Genomic DNA, 16,765 nt, shown 5'->3' with positions numbered 1-16,765 from the left:
ACAAACCTTAAAAGTGTAAAGTATGGTTAACAGATTATGAAGGTTGTCACTGACAGAGGGATTAATACTATGTTCCAACCTCCTTGGATTACAGGATTATCCCTGAAATTCCCGGTGTCAGATTATTTTACAGTTGCATCGTCAGATGGCTGCAGAAATTCGGAAATGGCCTTCAGGGTATCGGGGTGGTCCATGATTATTGTATGGATGGCGGGAATACGGATAAATCTGGTCATGCCCTCGACCTTGGTTTCCTCGACCGTGACGATGCCGTCATTGTCTTCCTGCAGGAAGGGGTTGAAGCCGCTTTTTGTCGCCCGGCCGCCGGCGATCACCAGGGTGGGAACGGTGGGGAGGGCGAAGCGGGCGGCGTTGCCCGGTTGCACATCCTGGCCGGAAGGACCGCTGATGGTCCGGAACAGCCACAGCGGATCAAGATAGCGGGCAATTTTGGCACCTTGATTCGGGGTGCCGATCATCACCAGCTTGTTGATCTTGATCCGGTCGCGCCACTCGGACTCCCGGGACAGCAGCTCCCGGCACACCAGGCCACCCAGGCTGTGGGCAACGAAAGAGACGGTTATGATATCCTCGAGCAGGTTCAGGGTTTCTTCCAACTGGTCGGCATGATCCTTCACCGACTGGAAGGTGCTGGGGTAATTGACCTGATAGCAGTCAAAACCTTTTTCAGTCAGGAAACTCGCCGGTTTCTTCATGGTGTTTTTGTGGCGACCCAGGCCATGCAACAGCACCACAAGATGGTCAGAGCGGAATTTAAGGTCGTATTTTTTCCGAAAATGACGGAATTGGCTCAGGCAATGTTCATAGGAGCCCCAGGCGCGCCGGGCATCCCGCCCGTCGAGCAGTCGGCAGTGCCCTGTCCAGATCTGCTGCTGGATGCGCCAGCCGGCACAATAATACAGATCTTTCCAGAAATATTTTCCGCCGGTTGTCGGAAACCGAAGGTTAAAGGGACGTTCCGGAATTTTCGGGCGCATGGTCTAAAACTTCCGGATCAGGGCCATTTGGCTTCCGGGGGCAGGGACATCAGGATCGCGTCCACATTGCCGCCGGTTTTCAGGCCGAAGGTGGTGCCCCTATCGTAAACCAGGTTGAATTCGGCGTAATGGCCGCGATAGACCAGCAGTTTCTCGCGCTGTTCTTCAGTCCAGCTTTCATCCATATGCCGGGCGACAAGTTTCGGATAGACGTCCAGGAAGGCAAGCCCGACATCCCGGGTGAAGGCGAAGTCCTTATCCCAATTGCCGCTGTTCAACTGGTCATAGAAAATGCCGCCTTCGCCCCGGGCCCTGTTGCGGTGCTTGATAAAGAAATATTCGTCACACCATTTTTTATATTTATCGTAATAGTCCGGATCATGTTTGTCGCAGGCAGCCTTGAAGGCCGCATGGAAGTCGGCTGTATCGGTCGGGTTGGGGAGCGCCGCATTCAGGTCGGCCCCGCCGCCGAACCAGCTTCGCGAGGTGATGATATGGCGGGTGTTCATATGTACCGCCGGGACCAGCGGATTCTGCATATGGGCGACCAACGAAATGCCGCTGGCCCAGAAGCGGGGGTCATCCTCGGCCCCGGGCATGGATTTGGCGAATTCCGGCGCAAATTCCCCGTGTACGGTAGAGACATTAACGCCTACTTTTTCAAACACCCGGCCTTTCATCACCGACATCACCCCGGTGCCTTTTTCCGGATCGTCTTCCCGGTGCCAGGTGGTGCGCGCGAAACGTCCCGGTTCCCTGTCCGCATAGGTGCCTGTCAGGTCGTCTTCCAGTTTTTCAAAGGCGGCGCAGATCCGGTCACGCAGGGATTCAAACCAGTCTTTCGCTTTTTGCTGGCGTTCATGGGTAAGAGCTTCGTCAAGAAGGGGCATTCTTTATTGTCCTGTGGGAAATTGATTAGGCGGAAATTGATTAGTCTGGCGCAGGGCCTCTCCCAGCACCATAGCCGCAGAAACCGCCACATTCAACGATCTTGTTTCCGGGGTCATGGGGATCAGCAGCCGTTCGTCGGCAAGCGCGTGAATATCGTCGGGTACACCGGCGCTTTCGCGGCCCAGAAGAAGGATATCGTCAGCGTCAAAGGCGCAGTCTGTATATGGTCTCGCCCCTTTGGTGGTCAGCAGCAGCAACCTGCTTTCGGCCGGTTTCGCCGACAGGAATTTTTCCCAGCTTTTGTGCCGGATCACCATGCTCTGGTCCAGGTAATCCATACCGGCCCGGCGAAAGGATTTTTCACCAAAGGGAAAGCCGCAGGGCTCAATAATATGGACCGTCACATCAAGGCAGGCGGCCATGCGGATGATGGTGCCTGTATTGGGCGGAATGTCCGGTTGATAGAGTGCAATCTGGACCATTGGTTTTCATAAGTTCCTGGTTTTGCCGTCAGATATAACTCAATAAATGCCGCTCTGCAATTAGGGGAAAGAGACTGGAAATTCGCCCGTGCTGCAGAAATTATTATCGAAAATAACATTTGGGCGCGAAATAACTTCCCTTTTACCTGTGAAAAGTCGTTGCATCTTGTGCCTATTCTGAGTAAACCTGTGCTCGCAGAGTTTATTTTGGATGGGTTCGGCGTTTGATCGTTTTTAAGGGTGGACTATGTTTCCATTTCCCGTCTATGAAACATTGATTTTTCTTGAGTATTAATCTGCGTATACGCATTCGAGGGGTTTTTGAATGGCCACTATAGACCACAATGAACATGAAGGCGAAGTTACCCGGCGTAACTTTCTCTATGTAGCAAGTGGTGCGGTCAGTGTAACAGGAGCTGCCCTGGCAGCCTGGCCACTGATTGACCAGATGAATCCGGCAGCCGATGTGCTGGCACTTGCATCCACTGAAGTTAACCTGTCCGCAATTCCCGAGGGGCAGACCGTGAAAGTCCTCTGGCGCGGTAAGCCGGTATTTATCCGGCACCGTACAGCAGCAGAGATCGCAGAAGCGGAAGCTGATGACAACGCCGACCTGCGGGATCCGCAGACTGATGAAGCCCGGGTCCAGAAACCCGAATGGCTGATCATGGTCGGGGTTTGTACCCACCTCGGCTGTGTGCCGCTGGATCAGGCTGGCGAATTCGGGGGTTGGTTCTGCCCCTGTCATGGCTCGCATTATGACATTTCCGGTCGTATCCGCAAAGGTCCGGCGCCGCTGAACCTGCCGATTCCGGAATATGTATTCCTCAATGACACAACCGTGAAAATCGGATAGGGAGGGGTAAATGGCCTATAAAGAAGATTTTGAACCCCAGAATCCCGGGGTTAAATGGTTTAACGACCGCCTGCCGATTCTGAATACGGTATATCGCTATGTTGGCGCCGGCTGTTATGAGCCGCGCAACCTGAACTACTGGTGGAACTTCGGTTCCCTGGCCGGCTTCATGCTGGTGGTGCAGATCCTGACCGGTATCGTCCTGGTCATGCATTATACACCGCATGTGGATATGGCGTTCCGCAGCGTGGAACATATCATGCGTGATGTGAACTATGGCTGGCTGATCCGTTATATCCACGCCAACGGCGCCTCGATGTTCTTCGTCGTGGTTTACGTGCATATTCTGCGCGGCATGTATTACGGCTCCTACAAGTCGCCGCGTGAGGTGCTCTGGTTCCTCGGCATTATTATCTATCTGCTGATGATGGCGACCGGCTTTATGGGATATGTTCTTCCCTGGGGCCAGATGAGCTTCTGGGGCGCAACGGTTATTACCAACCTGTTCAGTGCCTTTGACTTCATTCCTGTCATCGGTGACCAGATTGTGAACTTCCTGTGGGGTGGTTTCTCAGTCGATAACCCTACCCTGAACCGCTTCTTCAGCCTGCATTATCTGCTGCCGTTCGTGATTGCCGGTGTTGTGATCCTGCATATCTGGGCACTGCATATTCCGGGTTCCAACAACCCGCTGGGTATTGAAGTGAAAGGTCCACAGGACCGCATTCCCTTCTATCCCTATTATGTGGTCAAGGATGGTCTGGGACTGGCTGTTTTCATCATCTTCTTTGCGATTTTTGTCTTCTATCTGCCGAATATCCTCGGCCATCCGGACAACTATATCAAAGCAGATCCGATGGTAACCCCGTCCCATATCGTGCCCGAATGGTATTACCTGCCGTTCTATGCAATCCTGCGCGCCATTCCGGACAAACTTCTGGGTGTTGTGGCCATGTTTGCCTCCATCCTGATCCTGTTTGCCCTGCCTTGGCTCGACGGTGCAAAAGTACGGTCTGCCACTTTCCGGCCACTGACGAAGTTCTTCTTCTGGCTGTTTGTGGTAAACGGTGTTTTCCTCGGCTATCTGGGTGGGAAGTCTCCTGATGATATTATTCTTCATGTAGGTGACTCCGGAATCAGTGCCCTGATATTCGCTCAGTTCGCGACCGCTTATTACTTTGCTTATTTCCTGCTGCTGATCCCGTTTGTCAGCCGTACGGAAAAAACCAAACCCCTGCCGACAAGTATCGCGCAGGCTGTTCTCGACACAAAGAAAGGCTAAGGGATATGTTGAAGTCTATCAAAAATATCAGCCTTGCTGTTGTTGCGGTTTCAGCCCTGACAGTTGGCGCGGGTATGGCCAATGCTGCTGGCGGTGGTGAAGTTCATATTGAAAAGCACGAATGGCCGCATTCCGGTCCATTCGGCAAATATGACAAAGCTGCCCTGCAGCGTGGGTTCCAGGTTTACAAGGAAGTTTGTGCGGCCTGTCACTCCCTGGAGATGGTTGCCTTCCGTGAACTGGAAGCTTTTGGATATAACGAAGACGAAGTCAAGGCGATTGCCAAGGACTTTGAAGTTGTTGACGGGCCTAACGACGATGGTGAAATGTTCACCCGCGCCGGACGTCCTTCCGACTATTTTCCGTCTCCGTTCGCCAATGACAATGAAGCCCGTGCCGCCAATGGCGGCGCACTTCCGCCGGACTTTTCCGTTCTGGCCAAAAGCCGTGAACATCTGTCTCTCTTTACGCCCTGGAACAGCATCTACGGTGAAGATTACATCGTCGCCCTGCTGACCGGGTACCACGAGGCACCGGAAGGCTTTACGGTTATGGACGGTCTGAACTACAATACCGTCTTCGCCGGTAACCAGATTGCCATGGCAGCGCCGCTGTCCGATGATCAGGTGGAATATGCTGACGGTACACCGGCGACGACCGAGCAGATGGCACAGGATATTGCCACCTTCCTGTACTGGGCTTCCGAGCCGAAACTGGAAGAACGTAAATCCCTCGGCCTGCGGGTCATCGGTTTCATGATTGTTCTGACCATCCTGCTGTATTTTGCCAACAAGTCAGTCTGGGCGAAACTGGACGAGGAAGAAGAGCAGAAGTAATTCTGTTTCATCCGACCTGAAAAATATAAAAGGGCTGCCCTCGGGCGGCCCTTTTTTGTATGCTGCGAAAAACGGTTAAGCCTGAGGAATAAAGAATGACAAAAACCAGACTTGGTATCATCGGTGGCAGCGGTCTTTACGACCTCAAGGGACTGGAAGACGTCCGCTGGATTTCAGTGGAGAGTTCCTTTGGCGAGCCCTCTGACGAGTTGATGTTCGGTACCCTGGCCGGTCAGGAGCTGGTTTTCCTGCCCCGGCATGGTCGCGGCCATAAATACAGCCCATCGGATATCAATTACCGGGCCAACATAGACGCGCTGAAGCGGGCCGGGGTGACCGATATTCTGTCCATCAGCGCCGTAGGTTCCTTCCGCGAGGAACTGAAACCTGGCGATTTTGTTATCGTCGACCAATATATCGACCGCACCTTTGCCCGGGAAAAAAGCTTCTTCGGGGAGGGGCTGGTGGCCCATGTATCGCTGGCTCATCCGACCTGCGAGAGTCTTTCCGATCTTGTGGAAAAGGCCCTGAAGGAGGCCGGGATCAGTTATCACCGGGGAGGTACCTATCTGGCCATGGAAGGACCGCAATTTTCCACCATCGCGGAATCCCACATGTATCGCGCCTGGGGCTGTGATGTGATCGGGATGAGCAATATGCCGGAGGCCAAGCTCGCCCGCGAGGCGGAGATATGCTACTGCCCGGTGGTCATGGTCACCGATTACGATAGCTGGCACCCGGAACATGGAACCGTGGACATTCAGGAAATTCTTAACGTATTGTCGGCAAATGTGAATAAGGGAAAACAACTGGTCAAGGTGATTGCTCCCCTGCTGGCGCATAGCGATGCCAGGCATCCATGCTCAAAAGGTTGCGATCACGCCCTGGACATGGCCTTTATGACAGCACCCGAGCAAACGGACCGGGAACTGCTGGCCAAACTATCCGCTATTACTGCACGGGTTGTCAGGGAGGACGTGAAATGAGCTGGATCAGGGATCATATTCGCACCATTCCCGATCATCCCATACCCGGCATCCAGTTCCGGGATGTAACCACCCTTTTCCAGACCGGCAAGGCCCTGCAGCGGGTGATCCATGACATGACGGATCACTGCCGGGATAAGGAAATTACCCGCATCGCCGGGATCGAGGCCCGGGGGTTTATTTTCGGTGGCGCGCTTGCCCATCATCTGGGGGTGGGTTTTGTCCCGGTGCGCAAGGCCGGCAAACTGCCCTGGAAAACCGTCAGCCGGGATTATAACCTGGAATATGGCACCGATACACTGGAGGTTCATATCGACGCTGTTGAACCAGGTGACCGGGTCATGATCGTGGATGACCTGATTGCTACCGGCGGTACAGCCGTGGCTACACTGGAGCTGCTCAGGGATGTGGGGGCCGATGTGGTCGGCAGTTTGTTTGTCATCGACCTGCCGGATCTGGGCGGGGCTGAAAAAGTCCGGGCGCAAGGCTGCCCCGTAAATTGCCTGGTGGCCTACGAAGGCGAATAAATCCGGTCAAAATAAAAACCGCCCCGGCAATGCCGGAGCGGTTTAAAGGTTACTCTGTTACTTGGATTATGCTGATTTGCGACGGCGGGCCAGCAGCAGGCCGCCAAGACCCAGACCCAGCAGGCCAAGCGCAGCCGGTTCGGCAACTTCGTTGGCAATCAGACGAAGTGTGAAACTTGCAGTCCCGAACGGGGAAGCCTGTCCCTGTTCATATGTCAGCCAGCTTGAGATATCTCCGATAGACACATAATAATCCACGTTGAGGTTCGCCAGATCTTCAATTTCACCCAGCAGATAACCAGCGTCGATCAGGTCCTGTTCTGTGACGATTGTCGGTGCGATCGGGGACGGTTCGCTTCCGTCTTCTTCCCGACGCATTTCCCATTCACCGTCGGCATTGAGCCAGGCCATCAGGATGGCGTCTGTTTCCGGGTCACCGTCATGATCCCAGAAGTACCCTTCCGGAATCATGGACAGTGCGATCCAGGGACCGAACATTTCTTCATAGATTCCGAACAGGCCGTCTGAACTCAGGCTGTCTTCTGACAGGTTGGTCAGGAAACCGGCACGGGCTGTGGTGTCAAAGAAACCGTCCAGGTCATGATTCTGGTTGGTGCTGGCATCGCCGAACAGGCCGAAGGGGAAGTTGGCTTTTGAACCTTCGGACAGGTCGAAACCAAGGCCGTCACCCGCTGTGGACTGAACAAAGCCATCACCGAGGCCAAAACCCAGTTCGATGTCAAAACCATCCAGGCGACCGCCGGTCGCGTTGATGATCTTCTCATAGACGCGGTAGCTGTTGACTTCATCGTCTTCGCTTACGTTGAAGACCAGATCAATGGCGCCTGAATCGGTGATCTGCAGCTTGAAACGTTTGCCGCTCTGGAACGGTCCCTGGCATTCGCCACCGGTGGCGATGATACAATCCGGAATAGCATTTCCAGAACCGGGGAACGGCTCATCATTAATAACAGTAATACCCGGACCTGTGCTTTCCGGCGGGGTAAAGGCAATTCTGCCGTTGGTGTTGGCACCGGCTGTACCGCCAGTCACATCCTGATTATAGATGGTGCTGTAATATGTGACATCATCTACATAGGGACCTGCAGGAACAGTGACATTGTCTGTATTCCATTCGGTGATTGTGCCGGCAAACGCGGTCGCACCCGAAAGAGTGGTTAACGCTGTAGCGGCACAGACTAATAAATTTGCTTTCATAGACTTTTCTCCTCTTACACGACCGATAATGATCAATCCATAAGACGCAAGAAATATGCCAAATTATATATTCTGAATTCTCAAGGGGTTAGATAGTTATCAAAAAACGTAACTGTAAAGAATGCCTTACACTCAGTCTGGATTATTTTACACTTAAATATTGTGATAATTATTATCACCCTGGTAAAAAAATATGGTTAATAAAATCAATTACTCATTAACCATAAAATATTTTGAAGCTGCGGGGATTATTTCTGCTGGAGCGGTTGTTTGTCTTACGGAAAGGGATGCTATAAACTCCCTTTAATTCATTCACCTCCTTTCCGGAAGAAAGATAAAAAAGTAACTCTTGAGACATATACCCAAAATGACAGGCAGCAGTTTCAAAGATCATTTTTCGACCCAGTCCGACAGTTACGGAAAGTTCCGACCGGAATACCCCGAGAAGCTATTTGAATATCTGGCGTCGCTGGGACCGGGAAGGGATCTCGTCTGGGACTGCGCCTGCGGCACCGGTCAGGCGAGCCGGTCCCTGGCGCACTATTTTGACCAGGTGATGGCCACCGATGGCAGCCGCCGCCAGATTGACAATGCCCGCGGTCCGGATAATGTCACCTTCCAGGTCGCGCTGGCGCATCAGAGTCCTTTGGCAGACCATTCCGCCGATCTGGTAACGGTCGCCCAGGCCCTGCACTGGTTTGACCTGGAGGCATTCTACCGAGAGGTGAGGCGTGTGGTAAAACCGGGCGGTCATATCGCTGTCTGGAGCTATGCCGTGACCTCCGTAAGCCCGGAAATAGACGAGACGATAGGGGAACTTTATAACGGCCTTATCGGATCCTACTGGCCACCGGAGCGGGCGCATGTGGAAAAGGGTTATAAAGATCTGGCCTTTCCCTTTGAAGCCCTGCAGGTGCCTGATCTTGCTATGTCGGTGCAATGGAACTTCGAACAGCTGATGGGCTATTTCGGGTCCTGGTCGGCCGTCGCCCGTTACAAGGATGCCTTGGGGCATGATCCGCTGCAGCTGGTCGAGAACCGCATTCTGGCGGCCTAGGGCGACCCGGCACAAACAAGGAAGGTGTCCTGGCCGTTAAAAATCCGGGTCGGGAAGGTCTGCTGACCGGCGACTCAAGTCAGGGGCTCAGGCGAGGGGAGTGAGGCCGTCACCCTGCATTTGCTCGGCCGCTTCCCTGTTCAGGAACATGGCGATGGTGATCAGGCTCAGGACAATCTCGTCCTTTTGATTAAGGACCTCAACTTTTGTTTTGACGGTGCCCAGGTAGGGCCTGCTTTTTGACGGAATAACTTCGAGGACTTCGGTCCTGCAGCGCAGATGGTCACCGGCAAAGACCGGTTTCTTCCAGCGCAGTTCATCCACACCCGGCGCGCCGGCCCCAGCGGAATTGTTGAGGAAGTGATCACAGAACATACGCATCATGACAGAACAGGTCATCCAGCCGCTGGCGATTAATGCACCGAAATGCATTTTTTGGGCGTAATCCTCATCGGTGTGGAAAGGTTGCGGATCATATTTTCCGGCAAATTCCAGAATTTCTTCCCTGGTGATCAGGTAATCACCAAATTCGTCAGTTTGACCGACCTGGAAATCCTCAAGCGTAAAGAGGGTCATGTTTGTTGTTCCTTCCCTAAGGCTGTGGCTCCGGGAAACTAGCAGGTGTGCGGGAATGAATCAATATGAACCAGCTATATAATTAACTTGTATATTGTTTGTAATGCATACTAGTATTAAGTTGATAATTAACTTGTATATATAGACAGGTTTCATAAAGTAGCAGCCACAAAAACCAGGTGCGGGAAACCCCATGACAGATAAGACCTATGCCCGAAAATTATCGGTTCTGCTGGCCATTCTTGTGGCTCTGTCGCCGATGGCGACGGATGCCTACATTCCGGCCATTCCGACCATGGCTGAATTGTTCGGGGTAAAGGTCAGTTTCATGGAGACCTCGATCAGCAGTTATCTCCTGGGTCTAGGGGTCGGGTTGATCCTCGGCGGCCCGCTTTCCGACCATTTCGGGCGTCGCCGGCTGATCAGGACCGGAATTTGTGTCTTTCTGATTTGTTGCGCAGGCATACCCTTTCTGCCGTCTGCCGATCTTATCATAGGGGCTCGGTTCATTCAGGCCATCGGCGGAGGATTCGTCACTGTGGTCGGCCCGGCCATTGTCCGCGACCGCTTTGAAGGAAAGGAAGCGGCCCGGGTTTTCGCTCTGGTTGGCCTGATCATGGGGATTGCTCCCCTTGTGGCGCCGAGCATGGGAGCCCTCATTCTGAGTTTTTTAAGCTGGCAGTGGATCTTTTTTGCCATCGCTCTTTATGCTCTGTTTATTCTTCTGTTTGTGATGCCCCGCCTTCCGGAACGTGTCCACAAACCGGTCTCCCCCCTGACCATAAAAGGCGTGTTGCTGGACTATCTGCATATTTTCAGGCATCGCCAGGCGGTAGGGTATGTCATCGCCCAGTCTTTTAGCACGGGGCTGATGTTTGTTTTCCTGACTGGCTCCTCGTTCCTCTACATCAGCTACTTTCAGGTTTCGGAATCCATGTTTCCCGTATATTTCGGGGCAAATATGATTATGGCCATGGTGTTTAACCGGATGAATCCTATATTTCTGAATTTCTGGTCTCCGCACCGGATTATGGGGATCGGCCTGACCATTCAGGGTGCCGCAATGATCCTTTTTGTGATCCTGGCTCTGGCCGATCAGCTTCAGATGAACTATGTTTTTGGAATCATGATCATGGGAGTGGGATCCATGGGCCTGACAGGGTCCAACTGCATGAGCTGCTTCATGTCCTTCTTTCCGGAAAAAAGCGGTACCGCAAGCGGGGTGCTGGGCACCATGCAGTATTTTATCGGCGCGGGACTCGGCGCCCTGGCCGGAATATTGAACGACGGCACTCTTGTGCCCATGTCCCTGGTCATGTCGACCGGCGCGGTAATTTCCCTTTCCGCCTATTTCTTCCTGGCAGGCGGACTGTATCTCAAGCTTCCGATCCGCCGGAGGGAAAGCAGCTGACAGGCATGGAATCCCGTATCAGGTGTTGAAGCGGAAATGCATGACGTCGCCGTCCTGCACGATATATTCCTTGCCTTCCAGACGCATTTTACCGGCTTCCTTGGCGCCATTTTCTCCCTTGCAGGCGATATAATCGTCATAGGCGATGGTTTCTGCCCGGATGAAGCCATGTTCGAAGTCTGTATGAATGACCCCGGCGGCCTGAGGGGCCTTGGTGTTGCGGGTAATGGTCCAGGCCCGGGCTTCCTTGGGGCCGACGGTGAAATAGGTAATCAGGTTCAATAGATCATAACCGGCGCGGATGACCCGGCCCAGACCGGTTTCCCCGAGGCCCAGATCCGCCAGGAAGGCTTTCTGTTCTTCCTTGTCATCAAGCTGGGCGATTTCCTCTTCGAGTGAGGCGCAGATATTGACGGTCACGGCGCCTTCCGAGGCAGCCATTTCCTCGACTTTACGGGTCATCTCGTTGCCTTCGGCAGCATCGTCTTCGTTGACGTTACAGACATAGAGCACCGGTTTGGTGGTCAGAAGCTGAAGTTCCCGCAGGATTTTGGCCTCATCCTCGTCCTTGACTTCAGTGGTGCGGGCCGGCTGACCTTCCTGCAGAACGGCGAGGGCGCGCTCCAGTATAACCATGATCGCTTTGGCCTCTTTGTCCTGGCCACGGAGGCGGCGGACAAGGCCGTCTTTGCGTTTTTCAAGGCTTTCCATGTCGGCCAGCATCAGTTCAGTTTCGATAGTTTCCTTGTCGGCAATAGGATCGACCTTGCCGTCCACATGGGTAATGTCTTCATCTTCAAAGCAGCGCAGCACATGGATAATGGCGTCCACTTCCCGGATGTTGGCGAGAAACTGGTTGCCCAGTCCTTCGCCCTTTGAGGCGCCGCGGACAAGTCCGGCAATATCGACAAAGCTCAACTGTGTCGGGATGATTTCCTTTGATCCGGCGATTTCAGCCAGTTTTGCAAGCCGTGGATCGGGAACAGGGACCTGGCCGACATTGGGTTCGATGGTACAGAAGGGGTAGTTGGCGGCAGCCGCTGCGGCCGTGTTGGTCAGCGCATTGAACAATGTTGACTTGCCCACATTGGGAAGACCTACAATACCACATTTGAAACCCATGATTTTATCCTGTTACTGATTCAATTCTGTTGATCTGATTTGTCACTGCCGGGTGATTTTTTGGGGGCAGGTGACTTTTTCGGGGCTGGCGGTTTGAGCTTTAACCCCACGGCATTGAGAAAGGCAGCGCCTCCGTCGACAAGTTTGGGGGCCGCCTCGGCGACTGCATCAAGGACCGGCTTCAGCCATTCCTGGTCTTCCTTTGAAAAATCACCCAGCACATGACCGGTCACCTGGTTTTTATCCCCCGGGTGGCCGATGCCCATGCGAACCCGGTGATAGTCCTTGCCGATATGCTGGTCGATGCTTCGCAAGCCGTTATGGCCGGCATGTCCGCCACTGGTTTTGAATTTAAGTTTTCCGGCCGGAATGTCCAGTTCGTCATGAAAGACAACAATATCTTCCGGCGACAGCTTGAAATAACGCATGGCTTCCCCGACCGCCTGACCGGACAGATTCATGAATGTCTGCGGTTTGAGGATCAGGCACTTTTCAGTGCCAAGGCGTCCTTCGAATGTTTCCGCCTGGAATCGTTGGCGGGGCGCCGAAAAATTATGGCGGCGGGCAATGCTGTCCGCCGCCATGAACCCGATGTTATGCCGGTTGTTGTCGTATTTGCTGCCCGGATTGCCGAGCCCGACCAATAACAACATGGCTGGATCCTGTTTGGAAGGAGAGGCTTATTCCTCGCCTTCGCCCTCAGCTGTTTCTTCTTCGCCTTCACCTTCTTCAGCTTCCTCGGCTTCAGCGCTTTTCAGGCCGCTCGGGGCTGCGATAGTGGCAATGGTGAAGTCGCGGTCTTCAATCACCGGTGTAACGCCTTTGGGAAGGGTTACAGAGCTGATATGAATGCTGTCGTTCAGCTCAAGCCCGGAAATATCGATCTCGATGGCTTCGGGGATGGCGTTTGCAGGGCAGGAAAATTCTATTTCGTGACGCACCACGTTCAGAACACCGCCGGCTTTAAGGCCCGGGCATTCTTCTTCATTAAGGAAGTGAACCGGAATATTGATGTTGATTGTGGAATCCTGTGCCAGGCGCAGGAAGTCAACATGCATAGGCCAGTCGGTAACCGGGTGGAACTGCACGTCGCGGGGCAGAACCATCTCTTTTTTACCGCCAACTTCAATGTCAAAGCTGGTGTTCATGAAGCCGCCGGTGCTCAGCTGCTTTACAAGTTCAATACGGTTGACTGTTACAGTAACCGGGTCTTTCTTGTTGCCGTAAATAACGGCGGGAATTTTGTCTTCTCTCCGCAGAGCGCGAGAGGACCCCTTACCCGCTTTTTCGCGCAACTCAGCTTTAATTACTGGGTTTGCCATAATGAATTCTCCTTAAAAATAGTAACTCGGCCATGGCCTCCAGGGGTGCCACGGTCCGTAAGTCGCCGCTTTTAACCTGTAACAGGTCAAAAGACAATCATTAAATGGGATAAATGCCAATATTTGCTGTGCCTGTCGGGCCGGGCTTTGCCGGCCCGGAAGCAATATTCTGTTACTAGTTGAACAGAACGGAAACAGACAGCTCTTCGTGGATACGCTTGATGGCTTCCGCGAACAGGGGAGCAATGGTGATCTGGCGGATGTTATGGGCATTTCTGACATTCTCGGTTGCCATGATGCTGTCGGTGATGACCAGACTGTCCATGTCGCTGTTTGTAACACGTTCGACCGCCTTGCCGGACAGGACGCCGTGGGACACATAGGCGCTGACAGCGGTCGCACCGTTTGCTTTCAGGGCGCCGGCCGCATTGCACAGGGTACCGGCTGAATCAACAATGTCATCGACCAGGATACAATTGTAGCCGTTCACATCGCCGATCACATTCATCACTTCGGAGACGCCGGCTTTTTCACGGCGCTTATCGATGATGGCCAGCGGCACGTCCAGGCGGTTGGCATAGGCGCGGGCACGGACCACACCGCCTACGTCGGGGGAGACGATCATCAGCTTGTCGGCATCATATTTTTCTTTCATGTCCTGAATCAGAACAGGAGAGGCAAACAGGTTGTCCGTGGGAATGTCAAAGAAGCCCTGAATCTGTCCGGCATGAAGGTCCATGGTCAGAACCCGGTCGGCGCCGGCAGTGGTAATAAGGTTGGCCACCAGCTTGGCGGATATCGGGGTGCGGGGACCAGGTTTCCGGTCCTGCCGGGCATAACCGAAATAGGGGATGACGGCGGTAATACGTCGTGCGGACGCCCGGCGAAGGGCATCAATACAGACAAGAAGCTCCATCAGGTTGTCGTTGGCCGGGAAATTGGTCGGCTGGATCAGGAAGACGTCCTCACCCCTCACATTTTCCTTGATTTCAACCCAGATTTCATCGTCGGAAAATCTTTTGATATCCGCTTTGACCAGCTCAAGGTCGAGACAGGCTGCAATGGCTTCGGAAAGTTGGAGGTTGCTGTTTCCTGACAAGAGCTTCATGTTTGAAAATACCTCTTTCTAGAAAGATACACTGTACACTTCATATAAATGTTTCACCGGAGAATCTTTTATAACGGCAGTTGGCCTAAAAAGCGACTCTGTCTTTTAAATCGGGCGGACGCTAACAGGGAGTCACAATAGTGTAAAGAACAGATGCATTTTTTTGATATTTCGCCGCCAAACGATCGCTCACACAATAGTGAAATTTCCCGCCCAAAAAGCCCGGACCTTTGACTGCATAAGGTTCATGGTTAATAAACCGTTAATATTCAGATGGTTACGTATTTTTTCCTTCTGGCGGTTCCGGCGCCTTGGAAAAAGATGCTGATTTCTCACAGGAAATTGAATGTCTTGTGAGACAGCTTTCCGCAATCCTTCCAAGTGTCGCGGCAGTCTTTGTCGCCGTGGCAATTTGTTTATCCCTTTTGGAAATTGAGGAGGAGATTTAGGAAATGAAGATACCAGGTAAAAAACTTTTTTGCATGGCGCTTGCCGCAGGTTGGCTGGCCGGCGGGTTGCCAGCTAATGCGACGACCGTAAATTTTGAAATTACAAACTTGACGCCGGCGGGAGGTCTCTATTTCTCGCCCCTTTGGGTAGCCTTTCACGACGGTAATTTCGATACATTCAACAATGGGGAAGCGGCCTCGACCTCGATTGAGGCGATTGCAGAACGCGGTGATTCAACAGGATTAAGAGCTGATTTTGCTGCCGGGGCTAACATGGGGGCCTTTGACACAGTCCTGACGTCACCCGGCGGGTTCCCGGGGGCGCCGATCTTTGATCCCGGTGAAACCGTCTCCGCCATGTTTGACCTGGATGCCATCACCAGCAGTTTTTTCAGTTTTGCGGCCATGGCGGTACCTTCCAACGATGCGTTTATTGCCAATGCAGATGCGATTTCCCTGTTTGATGCAGAGGGGAATTTTGTCGGTGTTGAGCTGACAATCTTTTCCAACCAGATCTGGGATTCCGGGACCGAGGTGAATGATGGTTTCGGTGCGGCCTTTACCACGCTTGGAGGTGAAGATACTGATGAAAACGGCTTCGTTCATTTCCATGAAGGGATCTCAAGTGTAGTTGGTACCCTCAATGCCAACGGTGAGCTCATCGAGGACTATCTCGGTGATTTCAGTGCCGGATTTGAAGTGGCGCGGATTTCCATCACGGCGGTGAATGAGGTGGCAGAACCCGCCATGCTGTCCCTGATGGGATTTGCTGTTCTGGGTATGATGGGTATTTCCCGGCGTCGCCGTCAGCTGGCCTGACCCCTGTCGATATATAATGAAAAGGCAGCCCTGACCGGCTGCCTTTTTTTAGCTCAGCATGATGATGGAAATCTGCCGCCCGTAATCTTCTTCATGTCTGTGAGTGGTGCGGCGATAGCTGAAAAACAGCTCTTCCTCGCTATAGGTGTCCCGGTTGAGGCTGCCTGTGTGTTTTATACCGGTTTTGTCCAGCCGGTGCCGCACATAGCCGTCGAGGTCGAACAGGAAATGATTTTCTTTCCCGGAAGGACCGAACCAGTTTTCATTTGCCGTTTCATCGCTCAGGAAACGATCCCGGAACTCAGGGCCAACTTCATAGGATGACTGGGCGATAGCAGGACCGACCGTAGCAATAATTCTTGCTTTTTCGGCCCCCAGTCCTTCCATTTCCCTGACGGTATTTTCCAGAATGCCGCCGAAGGCTCCCTGCCAGCCCGCATGGGCGGCGCCGATCACACCGGCTTCAGGGTCAGCAAACAGCACCGGGGCGCAGTCTGCGGTCAGGATGGAAATGGCAACATTCTTTTGCCGGGTAACAATGGCGTCGGCCTTGTGTTGCGGAACCGGGCCCCAGGGTTCCTCCAGCCGGATCACATCGGCGCTGTGAATCTGGTAGACGCCGCATAAATCCGCATCACCGGCGCCAAGCGCCAACATGGAGGCCCTGCGGTTTTCCAGGGCATGTTCCCGCCGGTCGCGGGAACCTATGCCGCAGTTGAGGCTCTCATAAAGGCCTTCGGAGCAGCCGCCGCAACGGGTAAAGAAACCATGGCGGATGCCTGATAGGCCGTCTAAAAGAGAACTGGTCAGATATTTTGCTGTCAT

Annotated in this window: 18 protein-coding genes; 8 read left to right on the top strand and 10 right to left on the bottom strand. The window is 53.2% G+C overall.

Translation table 11 applies throughout. The features are described 5' to 3' along the window. Positions 1 to 122 precede the first annotated feature (122 nt). The 3 genes from ACORNT_RS15790 to ACORNT_RS15780 are packed head-to-tail and all read right to left on the bottom strand — an operon-like array spanning position 123 to position 2,371. On the bottom strand, positions 123 to 998 hold the full coding sequence (locus ACORNT_RS15790; RefSeq protein WP_321393001.1) for a DUF7379 domain-containing protein: 876 nt from the start codon (positions 996 to 998) through the stop codon (positions 123 to 125). A gap of 17 nt (positions 999 to 1,015) precedes the next feature. Then, entirely contained in the window at positions 1,016 to 1,888 is an 873-nt protein-coding gene (gene hemF, locus ACORNT_RS15785; protein WP_321392999.1) for an oxygen-dependent coproporphyrinogen oxidase, read from the bottom strand. Positions 1,889 to 1,891: 3 nt separating this feature from the next. Then, on the bottom strand, positions 1,892 to 2,371 hold the full coding sequence (locus ACORNT_RS15780) for a tRNA (cytidine(34)-2'-O)-methyltransferase (RefSeq protein ID WP_321392997.1): 480 nt from the start codon (positions 2,369 to 2,371) through the stop codon (positions 1,892 to 1,894). A gap of 325 nt (positions 2,372 to 2,696) precedes the next feature. Between ACORNT_RS15780 and petA the strand changes: the two genes are divergently transcribed. The 5 genes from petA (at position 2,697) to ACORNT_RS15755 (ending at position 6,858) form a co-directional block, all read left to right on the top strand. Next, positions 2,697 to 3,227, top strand: a complete 531-nt coding sequence (petA, locus tag ACORNT_RS15775) for a ubiquinol-cytochrome c reductase iron-sulfur subunit (RefSeq protein WP_321392994.1) — start codon at positions 2,697 to 2,699, stop codon at positions 3,225 to 3,227. A gap of 10 nt (positions 3,228 to 3,237) precedes the next feature. Continuing rightward, positions 3,238 to 4,509, top strand: coding sequence for a cytochrome b (locus ACORNT_RS15770; RefSeq protein WP_321392992.1), 1,272 nt, complete (start codon positions 3,238 to 3,240; stop codon positions 4,507 to 4,509). A 5-nt stretch (positions 4,510 to 4,514) separates the two neighbouring features. Further along, the gene (locus tag ACORNT_RS15765) at positions 4,515 to 5,345 is read left to right on the top strand and encodes a cytochrome c1 (protein WP_321392989.1); all 831 of its coding nucleotides are present in this window, start codon (positions 4,515 to 4,517) and stop codon (positions 5,343 to 5,345) included. 95 nt (positions 5,346 to 5,440) lie between these two features. Further along, the gene (locus ACORNT_RS15760; RefSeq protein ID WP_321392986.1) at positions 5,441 to 6,331 is read left to right on the top strand and encodes an S-methyl-5'-thioadenosine phosphorylase; all 891 of its coding nucleotides are present in this window, start codon (positions 5,441 to 5,443) and stop codon (positions 6,329 to 6,331) included. Continuing rightward, positions 6,328 to 6,858, top strand: a complete 531-nt coding sequence (locus ACORNT_RS15755) for an adenine phosphoribosyltransferase (RefSeq protein ID WP_321392984.1) — start codon at positions 6,328 to 6,330, stop codon at positions 6,856 to 6,858. Before ACORNT_RS15760 ends, ACORNT_RS15755 begins: the two co-directional genes overlap by 4 nt. A 66-nt stretch (positions 6,859 to 6,924) precedes the next feature. Here ACORNT_RS15755 and ACORNT_RS15750 read toward each other — a convergent pair whose 3' ends face one another. Beyond that, entirely contained in the window at positions 6,925 to 8,076 is a 1,152-nt protein-coding gene (locus ACORNT_RS15750) for a choice-of-anchor F family protein (protein WP_321392982.1), read from the bottom strand. 367 nt (positions 8,077 to 8,443) lie between these two features. On the opposite strand from ACORNT_RS15750, the gene ACORNT_RS15745 reads away from it, so the two are divergent. Continuing rightward, the gene (locus ACORNT_RS15745) at positions 8,444 to 9,133 is read left to right on the top strand and encodes a class I SAM-dependent methyltransferase (protein ID WP_321392979.1); all 690 of its coding nucleotides are present in this window, start codon (positions 8,444 to 8,446) and stop codon (positions 9,131 to 9,133) included. A gap of 87 nt (positions 9,134 to 9,220) precedes the next feature. Here ACORNT_RS15745 and ACORNT_RS15740 read toward each other — a convergent pair whose 3' ends face one another. After that, positions 9,221 to 9,709, bottom strand: coding sequence for a MaoC family dehydratase (locus tag ACORNT_RS15740; protein WP_321392977.1), 489 nt, complete (start codon positions 9,707 to 9,709; stop codon positions 9,221 to 9,223). Between the two features lie 193 nt (positions 9,710 to 9,902). Here ACORNT_RS15740 and ACORNT_RS15735 point away from each other — a divergent pair, with 193 nt between their 5' ends. Further along, entirely contained in the window at positions 9,903 to 11,120 is a 1,218-nt protein-coding gene (locus tag ACORNT_RS15735) for a multidrug effflux MFS transporter (RefSeq protein ID WP_321392974.1), read from the top strand. 18 nt (positions 11,121 to 11,138) lie between these two features. Here the strand turns inward: ACORNT_RS15735 and ychF are convergent, their stop codons facing one another. From ychF to ACORNT_RS15715, 4 genes are all read right to left on the bottom strand, one after another. Continuing rightward, positions 11,139 to 12,242, bottom strand: coding sequence for a redox-regulated ATPase YchF (gene ychF, locus ACORNT_RS15730; protein ID WP_321392971.1), 1,104 nt, complete (start codon positions 12,240 to 12,242; stop codon positions 11,139 to 11,141). 20 nt (positions 12,243 to 12,262) lie between these two features. Next, positions 12,263 to 12,895: an aminoacyl-tRNA hydrolase gene (gene pth, locus ACORNT_RS15725; protein WP_321392968.1), complete on the bottom strand. Its 633-nt coding sequence runs from the start codon at positions 12,893 to 12,895 to the stop codon at positions 12,263 to 12,265. A 27-nt stretch (positions 12,896 to 12,922) separates the two neighbouring features. Beyond that, positions 12,923 to 13,564 (bottom strand): 50S ribosomal protein L25/general stress protein Ctc, encoded by a 642-nt coding sequence (locus ACORNT_RS15720; protein ID WP_321392965.1) that lies wholly within the window; start codon positions 13,562 to 13,564, stop codon positions 12,923 to 12,925. A 175-nt stretch (positions 13,565 to 13,739) separates the two neighbouring features. After that, complete coding sequence (locus ACORNT_RS15715; RefSeq protein WP_321392962.1) at positions 13,740 to 14,672, bottom strand: ribose-phosphate pyrophosphokinase; 933 nt, start codon at positions 14,670 to 14,672, stop codon at positions 13,740 to 13,742. Between the two features lie 452 nt (positions 14,673 to 15,124). Between ACORNT_RS15715 and ACORNT_RS15710 the strand changes: the two genes are divergently transcribed. Further along, positions 15,125 to 15,940 (top strand): spondin domain-containing protein, encoded by an 816-nt coding sequence (locus tag ACORNT_RS15710; RefSeq protein WP_321392960.1) that lies wholly within the window; start codon positions 15,125 to 15,127, stop codon positions 15,938 to 15,940. Positions 15,941 to 15,988: 48 nt separating this feature from the next. On the opposite strand, the gene pgeF is transcribed toward ACORNT_RS15710, so the two are convergent. Continuing rightward, on the bottom strand, positions 15,989 to 16,765 hold the full coding sequence (gene pgeF / locus ACORNT_RS15705) for a peptidoglycan editing factor PgeF (protein WP_321392956.1): 777 nt from the start codon (positions 16,763 to 16,765) through the stop codon (positions 15,989 to 15,991).

The sequence above is a fragment of the Emcibacter sp. genome, assembly GCF_963675455.1.
GTDB lineage: Bacteria > Pseudomonadota > Alphaproteobacteria > Sphingomonadales > Emcibacteraceae > Emcibacter.
The sequence above is the reverse complement of the archived record's forward strand: the minus strand, read 5'-3'. Positions and strand labels throughout refer to the sequence as shown.

Bases quoted from the DNA above. Each gene is read 5' to 3' on its own strand.
- ACORNT_RS15790 (WP_321393001.1), bottom strand. From the start codon at position 998: ATGCGCCCGAAAATTCCGGAACGTCCCTTTAACCTTCGGTTTCCGACA.
- hemF (WP_321392999.1), bottom strand. From the start codon at position 1,888: ATGCCCCTTCTTGACGAAGCTCTTACCCATGAACGCCAGCAAAAAGCG.
- ACORNT_RS15780 (WP_321392997.1), bottom strand. From the start codon at position 2,371: ATGGTCCAGATTGCACTCTATCAACCGGACATTCCGCCCAATACAGGC.
- petA (WP_321392994.1), top strand. From the start codon at position 2,697: ATGGCCACTATAGACCACAATGAACATGAAGGCGAAGTTACCCGGCGT.
- ACORNT_RS15770 (WP_321392992.1), top strand. From the start codon at position 3,238: ATGGCCTATAAAGAAGATTTTGAACCCCAGAATCCCGGGGTTAAATGG.
- ACORNT_RS15765 (WP_321392989.1), top strand. From the start codon at position 4,515: ATGTTGAAGTCTATCAAAAATATCAGCCTTGCTGTTGTTGCGGTTTCA.
- ACORNT_RS15760 (WP_321392986.1), top strand. From the start codon at position 5,441: ATGACAAAAACCAGACTTGGTATCATCGGTGGCAGCGGTCTTTACGAC.
- ACORNT_RS15755 (WP_321392984.1), top strand. From the start codon at position 6,328: ATGAGCTGGATCAGGGATCATATTCGCACCATTCCCGATCATCCCATA.
- ACORNT_RS15750 (WP_321392982.1), bottom strand. From the start codon at position 8,076: ATGAAAGCAAATTTATTAGTCTGTGCCGCTACAGCGTTAACCACTCTT.
- ACORNT_RS15745 (WP_321392979.1), top strand. From the start codon at position 8,444: ATGACAGGCAGCAGTTTCAAAGATCATTTTTCGACCCAGTCCGACAGT.
- ACORNT_RS15740 (WP_321392977.1), bottom strand. From the start codon at position 9,709: ATGACCCTCTTTACGCTTGAGGATTTCCAGGTCGGTCAAACTGACGAA.
- ACORNT_RS15735 (WP_321392974.1), top strand. From the start codon at position 9,903: ATGACAGATAAGACCTATGCCCGAAAATTATCGGTTCTGCTGGCCATT.
- ychF (WP_321392971.1), bottom strand. From the start codon at position 12,242: ATGGGTTTCAAATGTGGTATTGTAGGTCTTCCCAATGTGGGCAAGTCA.
- pth (WP_321392968.1), bottom strand. From the start codon at position 12,895: ATGTTGTTATTGGTCGGGCTCGGCAATCCGGGCAGCAAATACGACAAC.
- ACORNT_RS15720 (WP_321392965.1), bottom strand. From the start codon at position 13,564: ATGGCAAACCCAGTAATTAAAGCTGAGTTGCGCGAAAAAGCGGGTAAG.
- ACORNT_RS15715 (WP_321392962.1), bottom strand. From the start codon at position 14,672: ATGAAGCTCTTGTCAGGAAACAGCAACCTCCAACTTTCCGAAGCCATT.
- ACORNT_RS15710 (WP_321392960.1), top strand. From the start codon at position 15,125: ATGAAGATACCAGGTAAAAAACTTTTTTGCATGGCGCTTGCCGCAGGT.
- pgeF (WP_321392956.1), bottom strand. From the start codon at position 16,765: ATGACAGCAAAATATCTGACCAGTTCTCTTTTAGACGGCCTATCAGGC.